Consider the following 18,728-nt stretch of genomic DNA (forward strand, 5'->3'; position numbering starts at 1 on the left):
GGCGACCCGGCGTCGGGACCGGGATCATGCGTGCCATGACGGGACTGGGCGTCGACGGGACGTTCTCGGTGTGGGCTCCGGCGGCGGGGTCGGTGTCCGTGGTGGTCGACGGCGCGACCTGGCCGATGGCCGCCGACGAGGGGTGGTGGACCGCGACCGTCGAGGGGGCCGGGCCCGGCAGCCGCTACGCCTACGCGATCGACGGCGCCGACCCGCTGCCCGATCCCCGCTCCCGTCGGCAGCCCGACGGCGTCCACGCGGCCTCGCAGGTCTGGGCCCCTGGCTCCGTCCTTCCCGACGACGGGTGGACCGGCCGGTCCCTGGCGGGTTCGGTGATCTACGAGCTGCACGTCGGCACGTTCACCCCCGGCGGGACGTTCGACAGCGCGGTGGAGCGCCTCGACCACCTCGCCGACCTCGGCGTGACGCTGGTCGAGGTGCTGCCCGTCAACGCCTTCGACGGCACCCGCGGCTGGGGCTACGACGGCGTGCTGTGGTTCGCGGTGACCGAGAACTACGGCGGGCCGGACGCGTTCCGCCGGTTCGTCGACGCGTGCCACGAGCGCGGCCTGGGAGTCGTCCTCGACGTCGTCTACAACCACCTCGGGCCGTCCGGCGCCTACCTCGACCGGTTCGGCCCGTACTTCTCCGGGTCCAACGACTGGGGGTCCGCGCTCAACCTCGACGGGCCCGGCTCGGACACCGTCCGCGCCTACATCCTCGAGAACGTCGCGATGTGGTTCGCCGACTTCGGGGTGGACGCGCTGCGCCTGGACGCCGTGCACGCCCTGCGCGACAGCCGCGCGACCCACCTGCTCGAGGAGATGGCCGTCGTCGTACAGGGCCTGGAGGCGACGCTCGGTCGGCCGCTGACCCTCGTCGCCGAGTCCGACCTCAACGACCCGCGGCTGGTCACACCCCGCGAGGCGGGCGGGTACGGGCTCGACGCGCAGTGGTGCGACGACATCCACCACGCGCTGCACTCCACCCTGACCGGAGAGACCCAGGGCTACTACGTCGACTTCGGCGAGCTGGAGACCCTGGGCCGGGTGCTGCGCGAGGCCTACGTGCACGCCGGGACGTGGTCGACGTTCCGCGGCCGCACCCACGGGCGGCCGGTCGACCTCGACCGTGTCCCCGGGTGGCGCTTCCTGGCCTATTTGCAGGACCACGACCAGATCGGCAACCGCGCCGGGGGCGACCGGCTCACCGCGACCCTCTCTCCCGGCCTGCTCGCCTGCGGGGCGGCGCTGGTGTTCTGCTCCCCGTTCACCCCGATGCTGTTCATGGGTGAGGAGTGGGGCGCGTCCACCCCGTGGGCGTTCTTCGTCGGGTTCGAGGACCCGGAGCTGCAGGACGCGGTGCGCGAGGGCCGGCGCCGGGAGTTCGCCGAGCACGGGTGGGGCGCCGAGGAGGTCCCCGATCCCACCGACGTCGCCACCTTCGAGCGCTCGCGCCTGGACTGGACCGAGGCCGAGGAGGGCCAGCACGCCTGGCTGCTCGAGGTGCACCGGGACCTGATCGCGCTGCGCCGCTCCGAGCGGGAGCTGGCCGACCCGCGCCTGGACCGGGTCCGGTGCGACGTCGACGCCGGGGCGCGCACGCTGGTCCTGCACCGCGGGGCGCTGCGGCTCGTGGTCAACCTCGGCGCCGGTGAGGCCACCGTGGCCGTCGACGGGGCCACCGAGGTGCTGTGGGCCCCGTTCGAGGTCGGGCTCTCCGAGGCCGCCGTCGTCCTGCCCGGCGAGTCGTGCGCGGTGGTCAGGACGTCCTGAGCGCCGCCCGGGCCTGGTCGAGCGCCGTCGGGTCGACGATGCTCGTCGTGTCCCCCGGCTCCCGGCCGGACGCGAGGTCGAGCAGGAGCCGGCGCAGGATCTTGCCGGAGCGCGTCTTCGGCAGCACCGACACCACGTGCACCCGCTGCGGCCGGGCGACCGGGCCGAGCTCGCGGGTCACGTGGGCGCGCAGGTCGGCGGTCAGGTCCTCGTCGGGCGTCGGCTCGCCGCGAGTGACGACGAAGGCTGTGACGGCCTGGCCCGTCGTCGGGTGCGGCGCGCCGATCACGGCCGACTCCCCGACCCGCGGGTGGCTGACGAGCGCGGACTCCAGCTCGATCGACGAGAGCCGGTGCCCGGAGACGTTCATGACGTCGTCCACCCGGCCCTGCAGCCAGACGTAGCCGTCGGGGTCGATCCGGGCGCCGTCGCCCGCGAGGTACCAGCCCTGCGCCCGGAACTTCTCGAAGTAGGACGAGACGTACCGGTCCGGGTCGCCCCACACGGTGCGCGCCGTCGCGGGCCACGGGCGGTCGACGACGAGCAGGCCGCCCTCGTCCGGCTCGGCGTCCGTGCCGTCCTCGCGCACCACCCGCACCGAGATCCCGGGCAGCGCCTGCGTGGCGGAGCCCGGCTTCAGCGGCGTCACCCCGGGCAGCGGCGCGACCATCGCCGCCCCGGTCTCGGACTGCCACCACGTGTCGACGACCGGGCAGCGCCCGCCGCCGACGTGGGTGTGCAGCCAGCGCCACGCCTCCGGGTTGATCGCCTCGCCGACCGTCCCCAGCAGTCGCACCGACGACAGGTCGTGGCCGTCGGTGATCTCCGTGCCCCACGTCATGAACGTCCGCACCAGGGTCGGGGCGGTGTAGTACACGGTGACGCCGTAGCGGGCGATGATCTCGAAGTGCCGGCCGCGGTGCGGCGTGTCCGGGGTGCCCTCGTAGAGCACCTGGGTGACGCCGTTCGCGAGCGGGCCGTAGACCTCGTAGGTGTGCGCGGTGACCCAGGCGAGGTCGGCCTGGCACCAGTAGACGTCGTCCTCGCGGTGGTCGAAGCACGCCCACGCGGTCCACGCCGTCTGCGTGAGGTAGCCACCCATGGTGTGGACGAGGCCCTTGGGCCGCCCCGTCGTGCCGGAGGTGTAGATCAGGAAGAGCGGCGTCTCGGCGTCGAACGCCTCCGCCTCGTGGTGCTCCGGGCGGCCGTCGACGGCGTCGTGCCACCAGACGTCACGGCCGTCGGTCCACGGGACGTCCTGGCCGGTGCGGCGCACGACGAGCACGTGCTCCACGTCGGTGCCCGCCACGGCTGCGTCCGCGTTCTCCTTCACGGCGACCGCCGTCCCGCGGCGGTACTGCCCATCGGTGGTGACGACGACCTTCGCCCGCCCGTCGGTCACGCGGAACCGCAGCGCCTCGGCCGAGAACCCGCCGAACACCAGCGAGTGCAGCGCGCCGATCCGGGCGCAGGCCAGCATGACGACGACGGTCTCCACCAGCACGGGCAGGTAGACCACGACGACGTCGCCGCGCCGGACCCCGAGGTCGGTCAGGGCGTGGGCCGCCTGCGCGACCCGGCGCTGCAGGTCGGCGTAGGTGACCGCGACCCGGTCCCCCGGCTCGCCCTCCCAGTACAGCGCGACCTTGTCCCCGCGCCCGGCCGCGACGTGCCGGTCGACGCAGTTGTGCGCGACGTTGAGGCGTCCGTCGGCGAACCAGGTGACGAATGGGTGGTCGGACCCGTCGTACCCGACCGTCGGCTCCCGCTCCCAGTCCAGCTCCCGGGCCCGCGCGAGCCAGAACGCGTCGAGGTCGGCGCCCGCCTCGGCGCGGAGCCGGGCGGCGTCGTCCGCGGTGACGTTGGCGGTGGCCGCGAGATCGGCCGGCGGGTCGAACAGCTCGTCGCTCATCGGGGATCCACCCTCCCCTCCGCGTCAGCAGTGCGGCCATGCTGACGCCCGACGTCACAATCGGAGGGGGTATCAGCCCGGGTCGCCGTCCCCGTCGATCAGCTCGTCGAGCGTGACGAAGAGCGGCTCGCCCCGTTCGGCCGCCCGTGCGCTCGCCCGGCGGGCGGCGGCCGCGATCCGGCCGAGCTCGTCGGAGGAGACCACCCGGGTCTGGACGACCTCGCCGTCGTCGTTCGTCAGGGTCACCGCGACGAGCCCGGTCTCGGGCTCCTCGGAGAAGGACAGGCCCATGACGGAGACCCTATCGGCGCGGGCGAGGATGTCGGGCGTGACGACGACCCGGGAGACCCCGACCGACGGCGTCGTCACCCTGCGGGCGCTCGAGCCCGACGACGCCCCCGCCCTGCTCGCAGGCGAGGACGACGACCTCGTCCGGTGGCTCAGCGGCGCCCGCGGCACCGTGGACGGCGTGCGGCGCTGGATCGACGACTGCGCCGCCACGTGGACCGGCGACTGGTACGCGCCCGGCGCCGCGCTGGCCTGGGCGCTGTGCGACGCGTCGACCGCGGAGGTCGTCGGGACCCTGGAGGTGGAGCTCTCCGCCGTCGACCTCGAGCCCGGGGAGGCCAACCTGTCCTACGGCGTCCTCGCCGGCCGGCGCGGGCACCACTACGCGGCGCGGGGCGTGGCCCTCGTCCTGCCCTGGCTCGCGGCGCACACCGGCACCGCGACCGCCGTGATCCGGGTCGACCCGGCGAACGTCCACTCGCTGCGGGTGCCCCTCGACGCCGGGTTCCGGCGCGCCGGCCGGACCCGGCGGGGAGCCCGGTTCGTGGCACCGATCGCGCGCTGACGTCCTCAGCCCAGCGCGGCCGCCATCCGCTCCAGCGCCTCGGCCAGCACCGGGCGGCCCATCGCGAGGTTCAACCGCATCCCGCCCGGGCCGGCGCACGCCGCGCCGTCGGTCATCACGACGCCGGCCTCCCGGGCGAAGAAGGCCGACGGCGGCTCGTCCAGGTCGAGGGCGGTGCCGTCCAGCCACGCGAGGTAGGTCCCCTCCGGCACCGTGACGCCGACACCGGGCAGCGGGGTGTCACGCAGCCGGGCGCGGTTCCCGTCAAGGTAGGTCAGGACGTCGTCGAGCCACTCCCGGCCGTGGACGTACGCGGCCGTGGACGCCAGCACCCCGGGGGTGGCCGTGCTGTGCTCGGCCAGGTAGCCCCGCTCGCTCCAGCGCGCCGCGTCGGCGGCGTTCGAGAGGATCACCTGGCCGCACTTCAGGCCCGGCAGGTTCCAGGCCTTCGAGGCGGACGTCGCGGTGATCGTGTGGGCGGCGGCGGTGTCCGAGGTCGACGCGTACGGCACGTGGACCCGGCCGTCGAACGTCAGCGGCGCGTGGATCTCGTCCGCGAACACCCGGGCCCCGTGCCGCTCGACCACCGCGGTGATCCCCGCGAGCTCGTCGGCGGTGAACACCCGGCCGGTCGGGTTGTGCGGATTCGTCAGCACCAGCAGCCGTGAGCCCGACGCGGCGAACGCGGCGTCGAGGGCGTCCACGTCCAGCGCGAACGGATCCCTCGACATGGGGACGGGCACCATCTCCCGACCGAGCCGCCCGGGCACCGTCAGGAACGGCATGTAGGCCGGCGTCGGCAGCAGCACCGGCGTGCCGGGCGGGGTGAAGTGCTCGATCGTCGCGACCAGGGCGGTCATGACGTCGGGGACCGGCCGGATCCGCTCCGGGTCCACCGACCAGTTGAACCGGTCGGCCCAGAACGCCGCGCACGCCGCCGCCAGGTCGGCGACCCAGGCGTCGGCCAGGTAGCCGAACCGCGACGCGTCGGCACTCGCGCGGACGGCGTCCGCGACCGGACCCGCCGTCGGGAAGTCCATCTCCGCGACGAAGGCCCCGATCAGCCCCCGGCCGTGCGCGTCGACGCCACCGCCGACCCCGGAGCCCGACCACTTCCACGAGCCACCGGCCCGCATCGCGTCGGCGGTCAGGGCGTCGAACGGGTGCGGCATGGGCCCCATCCAAACGAACGAGCGGCACGCTCGCGCGCACAGATGCTGCGAGGGTGCCGTTCGCAACGCCCTAGTGGGTGTCCTCGCCGAGCCGGTGCACGCGGATCAGGTTCGTCTTGCCGGCCTGCCCGGGCGGGGAGCCGGCGACGATGACGACGAGCTCGCCGGGCGCGAAGCGGCCGATCTGCTGGATGGACGCGTCGACCCGGGCGATCATCGCGTCCGTGGTCTCCTCCCACGGCACGAGGAAGGTCTCGACGCCCCAGGAGAGCGACAGCTGCGAACGGATCGCGGGCACCGGCGTGAACGCGAGCACGGGCAGCCGGGTGTGCAGCCGGGCGAGCCGGCGCACCGTGTCGCCGGAGCGCGTGAACGCCACCAGCGCGCGGGCGTTGAGCCGCTCGCCGATGTCCCGGGCCGCCGTGGTGACCACACCGCGCTGGGTGCGCGGCACGTGCTGGATCGCCGGGACGGACGCCGGGCCGGACTCGACGGCCTCGACGATGCGCGACATCGTCTGCACGGTCTCGATCGGGTAGTCGCCGACCGAGGTCTCGCCGGAGAGCATCACCGCGTCCGCGCCGTCGAGCACGGCGTTCGCGACGTCGCTCGCCTCGGCGCGCGTCGGGCGGAAGTTGTGGATCATCGACTCGAGCATCTGCGTCGCGACGATCACCGGCTTGGCGTTCTCGCGGGCGATCTGCACCGCGCGCTTCTGCACCAGCGGGACGTCCTCGAGCGCGAGCTCCACGCCGAGGTCGCCGCGCGCGACCATCACGGCGTCGAACGCGAGCACGATGGCCTCGAGCGCGTCGACCGCCTCGGGCTTCTCCAGCTTCGCGATCACGGGGAGCCGGCACTCGTACTCGTCCATGATCTTGTGGACGAGCTCCGCGTCGGCGGGCGAGCGCACGAACGACAGCGCGATCATGTCGACGCGCAGCCCGAGCGCGAAGCGCAGGTCGGCCTCGTCCTTCTCGCTCATCGCGGGGACCGAGACCGCCGTACCCGGCAGCGAGATGCCCTTGTTGTCCGAGACCTTCCCGCCCTCGACGACCCGGCAGACCACGTCCCGGCCCTCGACCGCGGTGACCTCGACCGAGACGTTGCCGTCGTCGATGAGCAGCGACTCGCCGGGGCGCACGTCGTCGGCGAGGCCCTTGTACGTGGTGGACACCCGGTCGTGCGTGCCGGCGACGTCCTCGGTGGTGATCCGGACGGTCTCGCCGGTGGCCCAGGTCTGCGGCCCGTCGGTGAAGCGGCCCAGGCGGATCTTCGGGCCCTGGAGGTCGGCGAGGATGCCGACCGCGCGGCCCTCGGCGTCGGCGGCCTCGCGCACGCGGGCGTAGACCTCCGCGTGCTGGGCGTGCTCCCCGTGGGAGAAGTTGAGCCGGGCGACGTCCATCCCGGCCCGGACGAGGGCTCGGATCCGCTCCGGGGACGACGTCGACGGACCCAGCGTGCAGACGATCTTCGCGCGGCGGCTCACGGGCCCCACCCTACGCCGTTCTGCACCGATCCAGGAGGCCGGGGACACAGTTCTGCACCGGCTACCTCCCGGTCACGCGCTGGTCACCGGGCCCGTCGGTCGGGGTCCGACTACCGTGACGCCCGTGACGGCGCAGCGCGGGTCGGAACCGGGCGCCGGGGCGCCGGAGGTGGTCGGCACCCGCACCACGGACCCGGCCGCGGGTCGTGCCGCGCCCGACGCCGCCACCACCGCACCGACCCGCGACACCGCACCGCCACCGCGGGCCGCCCGCCCACGGTGGGCGATCCCGCACGGCCTCGACGTCGCCGCCGGGCTGGCCTGGCGCGTCGTGCTGATCGCCGCCGCCGTCGCGACGCTGATCTACGTCGCGGGCACGCTGTCCGTGGTCCTGGTGCCCGTGGTGCTGGCGCTCATCCTCGCGTCCCTGCTCGCGCCCGAGGCGCACCTGATGAGCTCGCGGGTCCGGTGGCTCCCGCACGCCGTGGCCACGGCCGTCGTCATCATCGCGGGGCTCGCCGTCGTCGGGGGCGTCTTCACCGGGGTGGTGTACGCGTTCATCTCCGGCCTGCCCGACCTGACCAGCGCCTTCACCAGCAGCCTCAGCGAGATCCAGAACTGGGTGCGGACCGGGCCGCTCGGGCTGAACAACCAGCAGTTCGCCCAGCTCGGGGACCAGATCCTCGCGGGCATCCAGCAGAGCCAGGCCACGATCGCCGCGAGCGCGCTCGGCGCCGTCGGTACCGTGGGCGAGCTGTTCACCGAGGGCCTGCTCGCCCTGTTCACCCTGATCTTCCTCATCCACGACGGCGGGGCGATCTGGCGCTTCCTGCTCCGCGGTGTCCCGCGGACGGTCCGGGACCGGGCGGACGTGGCCGGGCGCCGCGCGTTCGCCTCGCTCGTCGGCTACACCCGCGCGATCGTCGTGGTGGCGTTCATCGACGCGGTGACGGCGGGACTCGGGCTCTGGCTGATCGGGGTGCCGCTCGCCGTCCCGCTGGCCGCCCTCATCTTCTTCGGCGCGTTCATCCCGACGCTGGGCGCCGTCATCTCCGGGGCCGTCGCCGCGCTGGTCGCCCTGGTGAGCGGCGGGATCACCGACGCCCTCCTGGTGGTGCTGCTGCTGCTCGCCGTCCAGAACCTCGAGGGCTACATCCTGCAGCCGCTCTTCCTGGGGAAGTCCATCAAGCTGCACCCGCTCGCCGTCGTGCTCCCGATCGCCTGTGGTCTGGTGGTCGCCGGCATCCCCGGGGCACTGCTGGCGGTCCCGCTGGTCACCGTGATCGACAACGGCGTCCGGTCGCTGACGCGACCCTCGGACGCCGATGTCGACCCGGCGACGGTGAACCCGCTCGACCCGCGGTCGGCGCGCCCGGAGTTCGGCGCCGACCCGGTCGTGAATGTGGCTCCGCCAGGTGAGCACTAACTGTCGCTATCGCGACACTTTCTGCTCACCTGGCCGAAGGCCACACGGGCGCCCGCTTCTCCCGCAGCGCCGCCACGCCCTCGTGCACGTCCGGGCCGAGGAAGCAGAGCATCTCGTAGGCCGCCGACTGGTCGAAGGTCGGACCCATCGCCCGCAGCCAGTTGTTCAGCGACTTCTTGGTCAGCCGGATCGCCTGCTGGGACCCCGTCGCGAGCACGTCCGCGACGCGCAGCGCCTCGTCGAGCACCTGGTCCCGTGGCAGCGCCTTCGCCACCATGCCCAGCTTCTCCGCCTCGGCGCCGGTCACCATCTCGCCGGTGAGCAGGTAGTACCGCGCCTTGGCCATGCCGGCGAGCAGCGGCCAGATGATCGCCGCGTGGTCGCCCGCGGAGACGCCCAGCTTGACGTGCCCGTCGCCGAGCTTGGCGTCCTCGGCCGCGATCGCGACGTCGGCGAGCAGCGCCACCACCACGCCGGCGCCGACCGCGACCCCGTTGATCGCCGAGATGATCGGCTTCTCGCAGTCGATGATCCCGTAGACCAGCTCGGACATCTCCTTGAGCATGTGCGAGACCCGCGCGTGGTCACCCGCCATCCGCTCCACCATCGCCAGGTCGCCGCCCGCGGAGAACGCCTTCCCGGCCCCGGTCACCACCGCGACCCGCACCGACGGGTCCGCGTCCACGTCCCGCCACACCCGGGCCAGCTCACCGTGGAGCCCTTCGTCGGTGGCGTTGTACTTGTCCGGGTTGTTGATCGTGATCAGCAGGACGCCGTGGTCACGGCGCTCGAACAGCAGCTGCCCGTAGTCATCCCAGGACACTCGTTCCTCCTCGCACGTCGGTGAACAGCCCGCCCGCGACGTCCGCGGCCGCCTGCTCGGTCGCCCGGTAGTGAATCTTCTTCCCGGTCGCGGTGAGCGGCAGCGTCTCGACGAACCGGTACGCCCGCGGCCGCTTGTAGCGCGAGAGCATCGGGTGGTCGCGGCAGTGCGCCTCGCACTGCTCGGCGGTCAGGCCCGGGTCGGCCCGCACGACGTACGCCACCACCCGCCGTCCCCACCGCTCGTCGGGCACGCCCACGACCAGGGAGTCCGCGACACCGGGGAGCTCGTTGAGGGCCTCCTCGACCTGGACCGGGTGCACGTTCTCGCCGCCGGAGACGAGCATGTCGTCGGCCCGCCCGACGATCGTCACGAACTCCCCCGCGTCCCACGTCGCGAGGTCGCCGAGGTGGATCCAGCCGTCGGCGTCGAACTTCGCCGTCTCCTGGTCGGGGGCGTTGACGTAGCCGTAGCCGGCCTTCGGCGAGCGGACGATCACCTCACCGACCGTCGTCGCGTCCTTCGGCACCGGGTCCGACGCCCCGCCCCCGATCGAGACCACCCGCACCTCGTCGTCCGTGCACGCCCGCCCCGCCGCGCCGGCGTGCTCGGGCAGGTCGGCGGGGCGCAGGAACGTGTTCCAGAACGACTCCGTCGTCCCGTACCCGTTGAAGATGCGCTCGGTGAGCACGGATTGGTAGCGCAGGCACGCCTCCCGCTCCAGCGGCGCCCCCATCGTGACGATGCCGCGCAGCGTCGAGAGGTCCCGCGGGCGCAGCTCCTGGGCCGCCGCGAGCATCGCGAGGTTCGTCGGCGCTCCGACGAGGAACGTCAGGCCGTGCCGTTCGACCAGGTCGAGGACGTGCTCGGCGTCGAACGCCCGCAGCGGCACGACCTGCGCGCCGACGTAGAACGCCGGGTTCGGCCCGCCCGAGTACAGCCCGCCGCGGTGGAACCACGGCGTCATGTTCAGCGTGACGTCCTCCGGCCCGAGCGGGAAGTGCATCGCCACGTCGTGCGCACTGAACACCTCGACCAGGCTGTTCAGCGGGACGCCCTTCGGCATCCCGGTGGTGCCCGAGGTGTAGAGCCGGGTGGTCTCGTCGTAGACCGTCCGCTCCGGCGCCGGGACCGGCCCACCGGCCGGCAGCAGGTCGGCGAGCGCCTCGCCCTCCCCCACCGCGATCACGACGTCGGGTCGGTGCGGGCTGCGGCGCAGGGCCTCGGCCACGGTCTCCTGCAACGAGGCGTCGTAGACGAACACCCGCGGCGCGCTGTCGGCGAGCACGTGCGCCACCTCGCCGGACGCCAGCCGGAAGTTGATCGGCGAGCCGACGGCGCCGAGGGCCTGGGTGGCGAGGTAGAGGCGCGCGAACTCCGGGGAGTTGTAGAGCTGGTACGTGACGACGTCGCCGGCCCGGACCCCGGCGGCCGCGAGCCCCGCGGCGAGGCGGACGACGTCGGCGGCGAGCTCGCCGTAGGTCCACGCGGTGCCGGTCGCCGGGTCGGTCATGGCTGTCCGCCCCGCGAACCGGGATGCGGTCCGCCGGAAGCCGGCGAGGTAGGTGAAGGAGTGCTCGAAGAACCGGCGGTACGCGGTGGGGTCGTACGTGTAGGTCATGACATCGACATCCCGCCGCTGACGCTCACGGTCTGACCGGTGACGAAGCCGGCCTCGTCCGAGGCGAGGAACGCGACCATCGGGGCCAGGTCACCGGGCTGCGCGAGGCGGCGCAGCGGGATGGCCCGGATCAGCCCGTCGCGGAGCTTGTCGTTCCCCTCGACCACGGAGGCGAACAGCGCGGTGTCCGTCGGCCCGGGGCACACGCAGTTGGCCCGCACCTGGTGGCGGGCCATCTCCCGCGCGATCGTCTTGGTGAAGGCGATGACGCCGCCCTTGGCCGCGGAGTAGACCGCCTCGCCGGAGGACCCGACCCGGCCGGCGTCGGAACCGAGGTTGACCACCGCGCCGCCACCCTGCTCCACCATCACGGGCAGGACCGCGTGACAAGTGTTCAGCACGCCGTAGAGGTTGATCCCGACGATGCGGCCCCACCGGTCCGGGTCGGAGTCCACGAACGGCCCGACCTCGTCGTACCCGGCGTTGTTCACCAGGACGTCGATGCGGCCGTGCTCCGCGCGCACCTGGGCGACCAGGGCGTCGACCGCCGCGCGGTCGCTGACGTCGGCGGCGATCCCGGTGCCCCCGACCGCCTGCGCGGTGTCCTTCGCCGATCCCTCGTCGACGTCGGTCGCGACGACCGTCGCGCCCTCGGCCGCCAGTGTCTCCGCGATCGCCCGCCCGATCCCGCGCCCGGCGCCGGTGACGATCGCGACCTTCCCGTCGTGCCTGCCCATCCGTGGTCCTCCTAGGGTGCGAGCGCCCGGCCCACGCGCTGCCGGGCGATGACGAGCTTCATGATCTGGGCGGTGCCGTCGCCGATCTGCAGACCGAGGACGTCCCGCATCCGCTGGTCGAACGGCTTCTCCGCGCGGTAGCCGTACTGCCCGTGCAGCAGCAGGCAGGTGGTGATCGCGTCGTGGGCGGTCTTCGGGGCCCACCACTTGCACATCGCGGCCTGCGCGGTGTGCGGGCGCCCGGTGTCCTTGCGCCACAGGGTCTCCAGGCACTGCAGGCGGGCGGCCGCGAGCAGGGTCTCCGCCTCCGCCAGCGGGAACGCGACGCCCTGCTGGGACGAGAGCGGCCGGTCGAACGCCTCCCGCTCGGAGACGTAGGCCCAGGTCTCGTCCACCGACTGCTCGGCCGCCCCGAGACACTGCAGGCCGATCAGGGCGCGGCTGAAGTCGAAGCCCTGCATCACCTGGCTGAACGCACTGCCCTCGGCGCCGATCAGGTTCTCCGCCGGGACGTGCACGCCGTCGAAGTGCACCGCCCCGCGACCCACGGCCGCCGTCCCGATGTCCGGGAAGGCTTCGCGCGTGACGCCCTCGGCGTCGAGCGGGACGAGGAACGCGCTGATCCCGCGGCCGCGCCCGGCCTCCTCGGTGCGGGCGAACACGACGACCGCGGCCGCGTCGGCGGCGAACGAGAGCGACTTCGTCCCGTGCAGCCGCCAGCCGGCGCCGTCACGAGCCGCCGTCATACGTGGCACCCCGGCGTCCGACCCGCCGTGCGGCTCGGTCAGCCCGATCCCGACGACCTGGTCGCCGGACGTGATCCGCGGGACCCACTCCGCCGCCAGCTCCGGGGCACATCCGACGAGGATCTGCCCGACGAGCGAGCCCACGACCTGCAGGTACACGACGTTCAGGTCGCCCCGCGCGAGCTCCTCACAGACCAGACCGGTCGTGACGCGGTCCGTGCCCCGGCCGCCCACCTCGACCGGCAGCTCCGGCGCGATCAGGCCGAGACCACCCAGCTCCCGGCGCAGGGCCGGCTCGACGCGGCCGGCGCGCGCCCGCTCGGCGTACCCCGGCAGCAGCGTGCTCGTCGCGACCTCCCGGGCCGTGTCGCGGACGCGGCGTTGGGGGTCGGTGAGCTCGAAGTCCATCCTCGGCCTCCGTCCTCGGTGTCGACGAACGTGCCGAACTTTGACCCAAGAGTCAAGAGATGACCGATGGGTTAGGGTGCAGGGCGTGAGCCGGGTCCAACGCAAGCGCGACGAGCGGGTCCGGCGCATCGTCGCGGTCGCGGCGGAGGTGTTCGGCGAGCGCGGCTACGAGGCGTCGACGCTCGAGGAGGTCGCGGAGCGGCTCGACGTCACGAAGGGGTCGCTCTACTACTACTTCGCGGGCAAGGACGAACTGGCGACGGCGGCGATCGAGACCCTCGGGACCGACTGGACCGAGCGGCTGGAGGCCCTGGCCACGTCCACGGGCGACCGACCCCGCGACGAGCGGCTCCGGGCGCTGCTGCGCGAGCACATCGCGATCGCGGTGCACGAGTACCCCGCGGCGCTGCGGCTCTTCCTGGTCCCGGACTCGTGGCCGGCCGCCCTCCGGATGCGCATCCGCGAGCTCCGCCGGCGCCACGACCTGGTCTTCCGCCGCGAGATCACCGCCGGGGTGGAGGCGGGCGATTTCGCGGTCGTCTCCGTCGACGCCACGCTGCAGGCGATGCACGCCACGATGAGCCAGGCCCCGCTGTGGTGCGCGCACCTGGCCGCCGAGGCCCGCGAGCAGGCGATCGACGACCTCGCGGACACCCTGGTCCGACTGGTCAGCTCGCCGAGGTGACCCGGTAGACGTCGTAGACGCCCTCGACGTTGCGCACCACCCGCAGGACGTGCCCGAGGTGCTTCGGGTCGCCCATCTCGAAGCTGAACCGGCTCACGGCGACGCGGTCGCGCGACGTGGTCACCGATGCGGACAGGATGTTGACCTTCTCGTCCGCGAGGGCCTTCGTGATGTCGGAGAGCAGCCGGTGCCGGTCGAGCGCCTCGACCTGGATCGCGACCAGGAACACCGCGGTCGACGACGAGGCCCAGCTGACGTCCATGAGCCGCTCGGGCTCGGAGCGCAGGTCGTCGGCGTTGGTGCAGTCGGTCCGGTGTACCGAGACCCCGCCGCCGCGGGTGACGAAGCCGAGGATCTCGTCGCCGGGCACCGGCGTGCAGCAGCGGGCGAGCTTGATCCACATGTCGGTGGACGAGTCGCCGTCGTCGTCCATCCCGTTGATGACGACGCCGACGTCGCCGGTGCCGCGGCGGCGCTGGACCGTCGACGGCGTGGCGCGCTCGGCGAGCTCGTCCTCGTTCTGCTCGACGCCGCCGAGCAGCGCGACGAGGCGCTGCACCACGTGGCGGGCGGAGACGTGGTGCTCCCCCACCGCGGCGTACAGCGCGGAGACGTCGGTGTAGCGCAGCTCGCGGGCGAGGGCGCCCATCGAGTCCGCGCTGACGAGGCGCTGCAGCGGCAGCCCGGTGCGCCGCGCCTCGCGGGTGATCGACTCCTTGCCCTCCTCGATCGCCTCCTCGCGGCGCTCCTTGGCGAACCACTGCTTGATCTTCTGCTTCGCGCGCGGCGACGAGACGAAGCCGATCCAGTCCTTCGACGGCCCCGCGGTCTCGGCCTTCGAGGTGAAGATCTCGACGACCTCACCGTTCTCGAGCTGCCGCTCGAGCGCCACCAGCCGCCCGTTGACCCGCGACCCGATGCACTTGTTGCCGACCTCGGTGTGCACCGCGTAGGCGAAGTCCACCGGGGTGGACCCTGCGGGGAGCGTGATCACGTCGCCCTTCGGCGTGAACACGAAGATCTCGCGGGTCGCCAGGTCGTAGCGCAGCGACTCGAGGAACTCGCCCGGGTCGGCGGCCTCCCGCTGCCAGTCGAGGAGCTGGCGCATCCAGGCCATCTCGTCGAGCTCCAGCCCGCCGGCGGCCGCGATCCCCTTCGTCTCCTTGTAGCGCCAGTGCGCCGCGATGCCGTACTCGGCGGTCCGGTGCATCTCGTGGGTGCGGATCTGCACCTCGAGCGGCTGCCCGTCCGGCCCGATCACCGTGGTGTGCAGCGACTGGTAGACCCCGAAGCGCGGCTGGGCGATGTAGTCCTTGAACCGCCCCGGCATCGGCTGCCACAGCGCGTGGACCATGCCCATCGCGGCGTAGCAGTCGCGCACGTCCTCGACGAGGATGCGCACGCCCACCAGGTCGTGGATGTCGTCGAAGTCCTTCCCCTTGACGATCATCTTCTGGTAGATCGAGTAGTAGTGCTTCGGGCGACCGAGCACCTCGGCCTTGACCCGCGCGGCCTCGAGCTGGCCCGACACCTCGTCGATCACGGTGCGCAGGTAGGTGTCGCGCGACGGGGCGCGGTCGGCGACCAGGCGGACGATCTCGTCGTAGCGCTTCGGGTGCAGGATCGCGAACGCGAGGTCCTCGAGCTCCCACTTCACCGTGGACATCCCGAGCCGGTGGGCCAGCGGGGCGAGCACCTCGAGGGTCTCCCGCGCCTTCTTGGCCTGCTTCTCCGGCTTGAGGAAGCGCATCGTGCGCATGTTGTGCAGCCGGTCGGCCAGCTTGATGACGAGCACGCGCGGGTCGCGCGCCATCGCCACGACCATCTTGCGGATCGTCTCCGCCTCGGCCGCCGCACCGAGCTGGACCTTGTCGAGCTTCGTCACCCCGTCGACGAGGTGCGCGACCTCGGCCCCGAAGTCCGCGGCCAGCTTCTCCAGCGAGTAGTCGGTGTCCTCGACGGTGTCGTGCAGCAGCGCCGCCGTCAGCGTCGTGGTGTCCATCCCCAGCTCGGCGAGGATCGTCGCGACCGCGAGCGGGTGGGTGATGTACGGGTCGCCGGACTTGCGCATCTGGCCCTCGTGGGAGGCCTCCGCGGTGTCGTAGGCCCGCTGCAGGATCGCGAGATCCGCGCTCGGGTGCAGCTCCCGGTGGACCGTCGCCAGCGGCTCGAGGACCGGCTTGACCGGCCCGGTGCGCTGGGCGGTGATCCGCCGGGCGATCCGGGCGCGGACCCGCCGCGTCGCGGACCGCGGGCGTCCGCCGGCCGCACCACCCACGGGTTCCAGACGACGGGCCTCGCGCGGCTCGGCGTGCCCGACCTCGGGCAGGTCACCGCGCGCGTCGCCCTCGGCCGGGGCGGACTCGTCGCTGACCGTCTCGGCCGGTCCCAGGTCCTGGCTCACGGTCACCTCCGCTGGTCCCGGCTCTCCTGCGTCTGCAGGACGCCGTCGTTCCCGGAATCAGTCCAGCCTAGGTCAGGACCGCGGCGGTGTCCGCCACGGTCGGTGTCCGGTCACCCACCGTCGGCGGCCCGTCGGGATCCCCGAGAGGCCGGCCGGCGGCGGGCGTTCAACGGCGGGCGGGCCCGGTCGGGCGGAGCACGACCTCGTGGGCGCCCGCACCGACCACCCGCCCGGCGTGCGGGGCGTGGCCGGCGGCCGCGACGACGAGCTGCCAGGACCTGCCGTCGGGCAGGGTCCCGACGGCGAAGCGGCCGTCCTCCCCCGAGCGCACCCGGCCCCGCTGCACGCCGTTGGCGTCCACCACGGTGACGACGGCGGCCAGTCCCCGCCCGGCGTCGTCGGTGACCCGCCCGTGCACCCCGGTCCCGCCGGCGGGCGCGGTCGGGGTCGACGGGCCGGCCGGGGTCGCGGTCGGGTCGATCTCGTGCAGCGCGACGAGGGCGCCGTGCAGCGCGGACAGCTCGGTGAGCAGGTCGTCCGGGGACTCCTCCCACCGCCGGTGACGGTGCTCGCCGGGACCGTGGCCCGCGGCGAGCGCGTCGACCAGCCCCTGCACGGCCCGGGTGGCGGCCCCGACGCGCTCGTGACGCAGCCCGGGGACGGACCGTCGGGTGCGCTCGTACTCCGCGGCCGCGTCGACCAGCGCCCGCACCCGGACCGCGCACCGGACCCACGCGGCGAGGCGGCGGGCGAGCAGCGGGCGCCGCCGCGCTCCCCCGGGGGCGATCCGCAGCGAGAGCGGCACCCCGATCAGCGCGAGCTGGTGGACCGCGGCGTCGAGGGCCCGCGCCCGGGCGTGCAGGTCGGGCCGCTCCCCCGTGGCGTGGACGAGCGCCGCCACGTCCGCGGTCGCCGCGCGCAGCTCCTCGGCCAGGCGGGCCCGGGCCGCGTGCTCGGCCCGCACCGCCGTCGTCGGGAGGAAGGAGACCGCGACGATCCCGCCCACCAGCGCGCCCAGGGCGGTCTCCCCCACGCGCAGCGCGAGCAGACCGCTGGAGTACGTCCCGAGCAGCTCGTAGAGCTCCGCCACGACCAGGGTGACCGCGAAGGCGAGCGACGTGTAGGAGACCCGGAACAGGTAGAAGCCGACGAAGATCGCCACCAGGATCACGGTGAGCGCGACCGTGGTCGAGTGCCCGAGCAGCGGCACGACGACGAGCGCGACCACCACCCCCACGACGGTGCCGACGGTGCGCTGCACGGCCTTGCGGACGGTCTCGGCCGCGGTGGCGGTCCCGGTGAAGGCCAGGAAGCACGCGAGCACGGCCCAGTACCACCGCTGGCCGGAGACGGCGTCGCCCAGCGCGATCGAGAGCCCGCCGGCGAGCGTGATCTGCAGGGCCTGCCGGGTGCTGAGCAGCATCCCCTCCAGGGGCCGGCGGGCGCGGTCGGTCCGCCCGCCCCCGTCGCCGTCGGGCGGGGCGACCATCGGGCCCACCGTGGCCGCGCTGCCCGGCAGGAAGCCGGCGAAGAGCTCCGCGGCCGGCGCGAAGGGCGGGGGCTCCCCGTCGGCGGCGCCGCGACGGGGGCGCCCCCGCCGGTCGTCGTCGAGGACCGCCTCGAGGTCCGCGAGGGTGCGCTCGACCTCGGCGGCGGTCACGTCGTCACCCGCACCGTCCAGCGCCCGGGCGAGCGCCGCCTCCGCCCGCAGCACCGCGGCCCGGACCTCGCCGGCGCGGTGCGGGTCGGCCAACACCCCGGGGACGGCGAGCTGGCCGTCGACGAGCACCGCGGTCTCGTTGACCCGGAGCACGGCGCGGTCGTGCGCGGTGTCGTCCCCGCGGCGCCACGGGGGGCGCCGGGCGGGGTCGCGGTGCTCGGCGAGCGCGATCCGGGTGCGGGCCGCGAAGGAGCCCACCATCCGCCGCAGCCGACGGGCCGGGCGCTGGGGGGCGACGACCAGGGCGATGACGAGCAGCAGGACCGTCGTCGTGCCGACCGACGCCAGCACAACGGGGAGCTGGGCGAACGACAGCTGCAGGAACAGGGCGATGAAGTAGCCCATCCACGCGACCATCCCGCAGGCGAACGCCCGCGGGCCGAACCGGCGCACCCAGACCGCCGCGAACATCACCAGCACGAACACCAGCAGCGACAGCACCCGGTGCCGGTCGACCAGGGTGCTCAGCGTCAGGCCCACCAGCATCGCGACCGGCAGGCAGAGCTGCGTGACCGCGCGCCCGGCCGGCGTCGGGTCGGACGCGGTGAAGGTCGTGATCATCGTCAGGACCGCGCCGAGCACGATCACGACGACGGCCGGCGTCCCGGCCAGTCCGAGCAGCCGGGCGAGCAGCGCCGAGCACCCCAGGGCGACGGCGAGCGTGACCGCCGCGCGGGTGGCCAGGGCGATCCGCACGTTGCCGGGGTCCGAGGCGAGCAGGCGGTCCCGGAGCCGGATCCGGGTCGGGGGTCCGACGCGGTCCGCGACCGCCCCCGGGTCCCGCCGTGCCGGGACCGCGGCCGGGGAGCCCGGCTCGTCGGGGTCGTCGGGTCCGATGCCCGCCCGGTGGCCGGTCGCCTGGATCGTCAATCGCCCTCCCTCGTCGTCGCCCTGAATGTTAGCTGTGGCAACCATCGGGTCGCGACGAAGGATGAGGTGTGCGACAGGAGGTGTCGA

General features: G+C 73.8%; 14 protein-coding genes. 4 read left to right on the plus strand and 10 right to left on the minus strand.

Annotated features, from left to right (window positions below):
• The first annotated feature begins 35 nt into the window (after window positions 1-35).
• Window positions 36-1,775: a malto-oligosyltrehalose trehalohydrolase gene (treZ, locus tag QRT03_RS21950; protein WP_286055185.1), complete on the plus strand. Its 1,740-nt coding sequence runs from the start codon at window positions 36-38 to the stop codon at window positions 1,773-1,775.
• Here the strand turns inward: treZ and acs are convergent.
• Both acs and QRT03_RS21960 read right to left on the minus strand, forming a co-directional pair.
• Window positions 1,762-3,687 carry an acetate--CoA ligase gene (gene acs, locus QRT03_RS21955; protein ID WP_286055186.1) on the minus strand — a complete coding sequence of 642 codons (1,926 nt, stop codon included), beginning with the start codon at window positions 3,685-3,687 and terminating at the stop codon, window positions 1,762-1,764. The genes treZ and acs overlap by 14 nt on opposite strands.
• A gap of 72 nt (window positions 3,688-3,759) precedes the next feature.
• Window positions 3,760-3,978, minus strand: a complete 219-nt coding sequence (locus tag QRT03_RS21960) for a hypothetical protein (RefSeq protein WP_286055187.1) — start codon at window positions 3,976-3,978, stop codon at window positions 3,760-3,762.
• Between the two features lie 37 nt (window positions 3,979-4,015).
• On the opposite strand from QRT03_RS21960, the gene QRT03_RS21965 reads away from it, so the two are divergent.
• Window positions 4,016-4,540 (plus strand): GNAT family N-acetyltransferase, encoded by a 525-nt coding sequence (locus QRT03_RS21965; protein WP_286055188.1) that lies wholly within the window; start codon window positions 4,016-4,018, stop codon window positions 4,538-4,540.
• A 5-nt stretch (window positions 4,541-4,545) separates the two neighbouring features.
• On the opposite strand, the gene QRT03_RS21970 is transcribed toward QRT03_RS21965, so the two are convergent.
• Both QRT03_RS21970 and pyk read right to left on the minus strand, forming a co-directional pair.
• Complete coding sequence (locus QRT03_RS21970; RefSeq protein WP_286055189.1) at window positions 4,546-5,712, minus strand: MalY/PatB family protein; 1,167 nt, start codon at window positions 5,710-5,712, stop codon at window positions 4,546-4,548.
• Between the two features lie 70 nt (window positions 5,713-5,782).
• Complete coding sequence (pyk, locus tag QRT03_RS21975; RefSeq protein ID WP_286055190.1) at window positions 5,783-7,201, minus strand: pyruvate kinase; 1,419 nt, start codon at window positions 7,199-7,201, stop codon at window positions 5,783-5,785.
• 124 nt (window positions 7,202-7,325) lie between these two features.
• Between pyk and QRT03_RS21980 the strand changes: the two genes are divergently transcribed.
• Window positions 7,326-8,627 carry an AI-2E family transporter gene (locus QRT03_RS21980; protein WP_286055191.1) on the plus strand — a complete coding sequence of 434 codons (1,302 nt, stop codon included), beginning with the start codon at window positions 7,326-7,328 and terminating at the stop codon, window positions 8,625-8,627.
• A gap of 25 nt (window positions 8,628-8,652) precedes the next feature.
• Here the strand turns inward: QRT03_RS21980 and QRT03_RS21985 are convergent, their stop codons facing one another.
• Genes QRT03_RS21985 through QRT03_RS22000 form a run of 4 tightly spaced genes read right to left on the minus strand, consistent with a single transcriptional unit; the run spans window position 8,653 to window position 12,962 of the window.
• Window positions 8,653-9,450 carry an enoyl-CoA hydratase/isomerase family protein gene (locus tag QRT03_RS21985; protein WP_286055192.1) on the minus strand — a complete coding sequence of 266 codons (798 nt, stop codon included), beginning with the start codon at window positions 9,448-9,450 and terminating at the stop codon, window positions 8,653-8,655.
• A complete protein-coding gene (locus QRT03_RS21990; RefSeq protein WP_286055193.1) occupies window positions 9,437-11,071 on the minus strand; it encodes a class I adenylate-forming enzyme family protein in 1,635 nt (544 codons plus the stop codon). The genes QRT03_RS21985 and QRT03_RS21990 overlap by 14 nt, the downstream gene beginning before the upstream one ends.
• On the minus strand, window positions 11,068-11,808 hold the full coding sequence (locus tag QRT03_RS21995; protein WP_286055194.1) for an SDR family NAD(P)-dependent oxidoreductase: 741 nt from the start codon (window positions 11,806-11,808) through the stop codon (window positions 11,068-11,070). Before QRT03_RS21995 ends, QRT03_RS21990 begins: the two co-directional genes overlap by 4 nt.
• Before the next feature lie 11 nt (window positions 11,809-11,819).
• Complete coding sequence (locus QRT03_RS22000) at window positions 11,820-12,962, minus strand: acyl-CoA dehydrogenase family protein (RefSeq protein ID WP_286055195.1); 1,143 nt, start codon at window positions 12,960-12,962, stop codon at window positions 11,820-11,822.
• An 85-nt stretch (window positions 12,963-13,047) separates the two neighbouring features.
• On the opposite strand from QRT03_RS22000, the gene QRT03_RS22005 reads away from it, so the two are divergent.
• Window positions 13,048-13,647 (plus strand): TetR/AcrR family transcriptional regulator, encoded by a 600-nt coding sequence (locus QRT03_RS22005; protein WP_286055196.1) that lies wholly within the window; start codon window positions 13,048-13,050, stop codon window positions 13,645-13,647.
• Here the strand turns inward: QRT03_RS22005 and QRT03_RS22010 are convergent.
• Window positions 13,631-15,925, minus strand: a complete 2,295-nt coding sequence (locus QRT03_RS22010; RefSeq protein WP_286055411.1) for a RelA/SpoT family protein — start codon at window positions 15,923-15,925, stop codon at window positions 13,631-13,633. The genes QRT03_RS22005 and QRT03_RS22010 overlap by 17 nt on opposite strands.
• 292 nt (window positions 15,926-16,217) lie before the next feature.
• Complete coding sequence (locus QRT03_RS22015) at window positions 16,218-18,641, minus strand: FUSC family protein (RefSeq protein ID WP_286055197.1); 2,424 nt, start codon at window positions 18,639-18,641, stop codon at window positions 16,218-16,220.
• Window positions 18,642-18,728 lie beyond the last annotated feature (87 nt).

The sequence above is a fragment of the Actinomycetospora termitidis genome (genome assembly GCF_030286555.1).
Taxonomy (GTDB): Bacteria; Actinomycetota; Actinomycetes; order Mycobacteriales; family Pseudonocardiaceae; genus Actinomycetospora; species Actinomycetospora termitidis.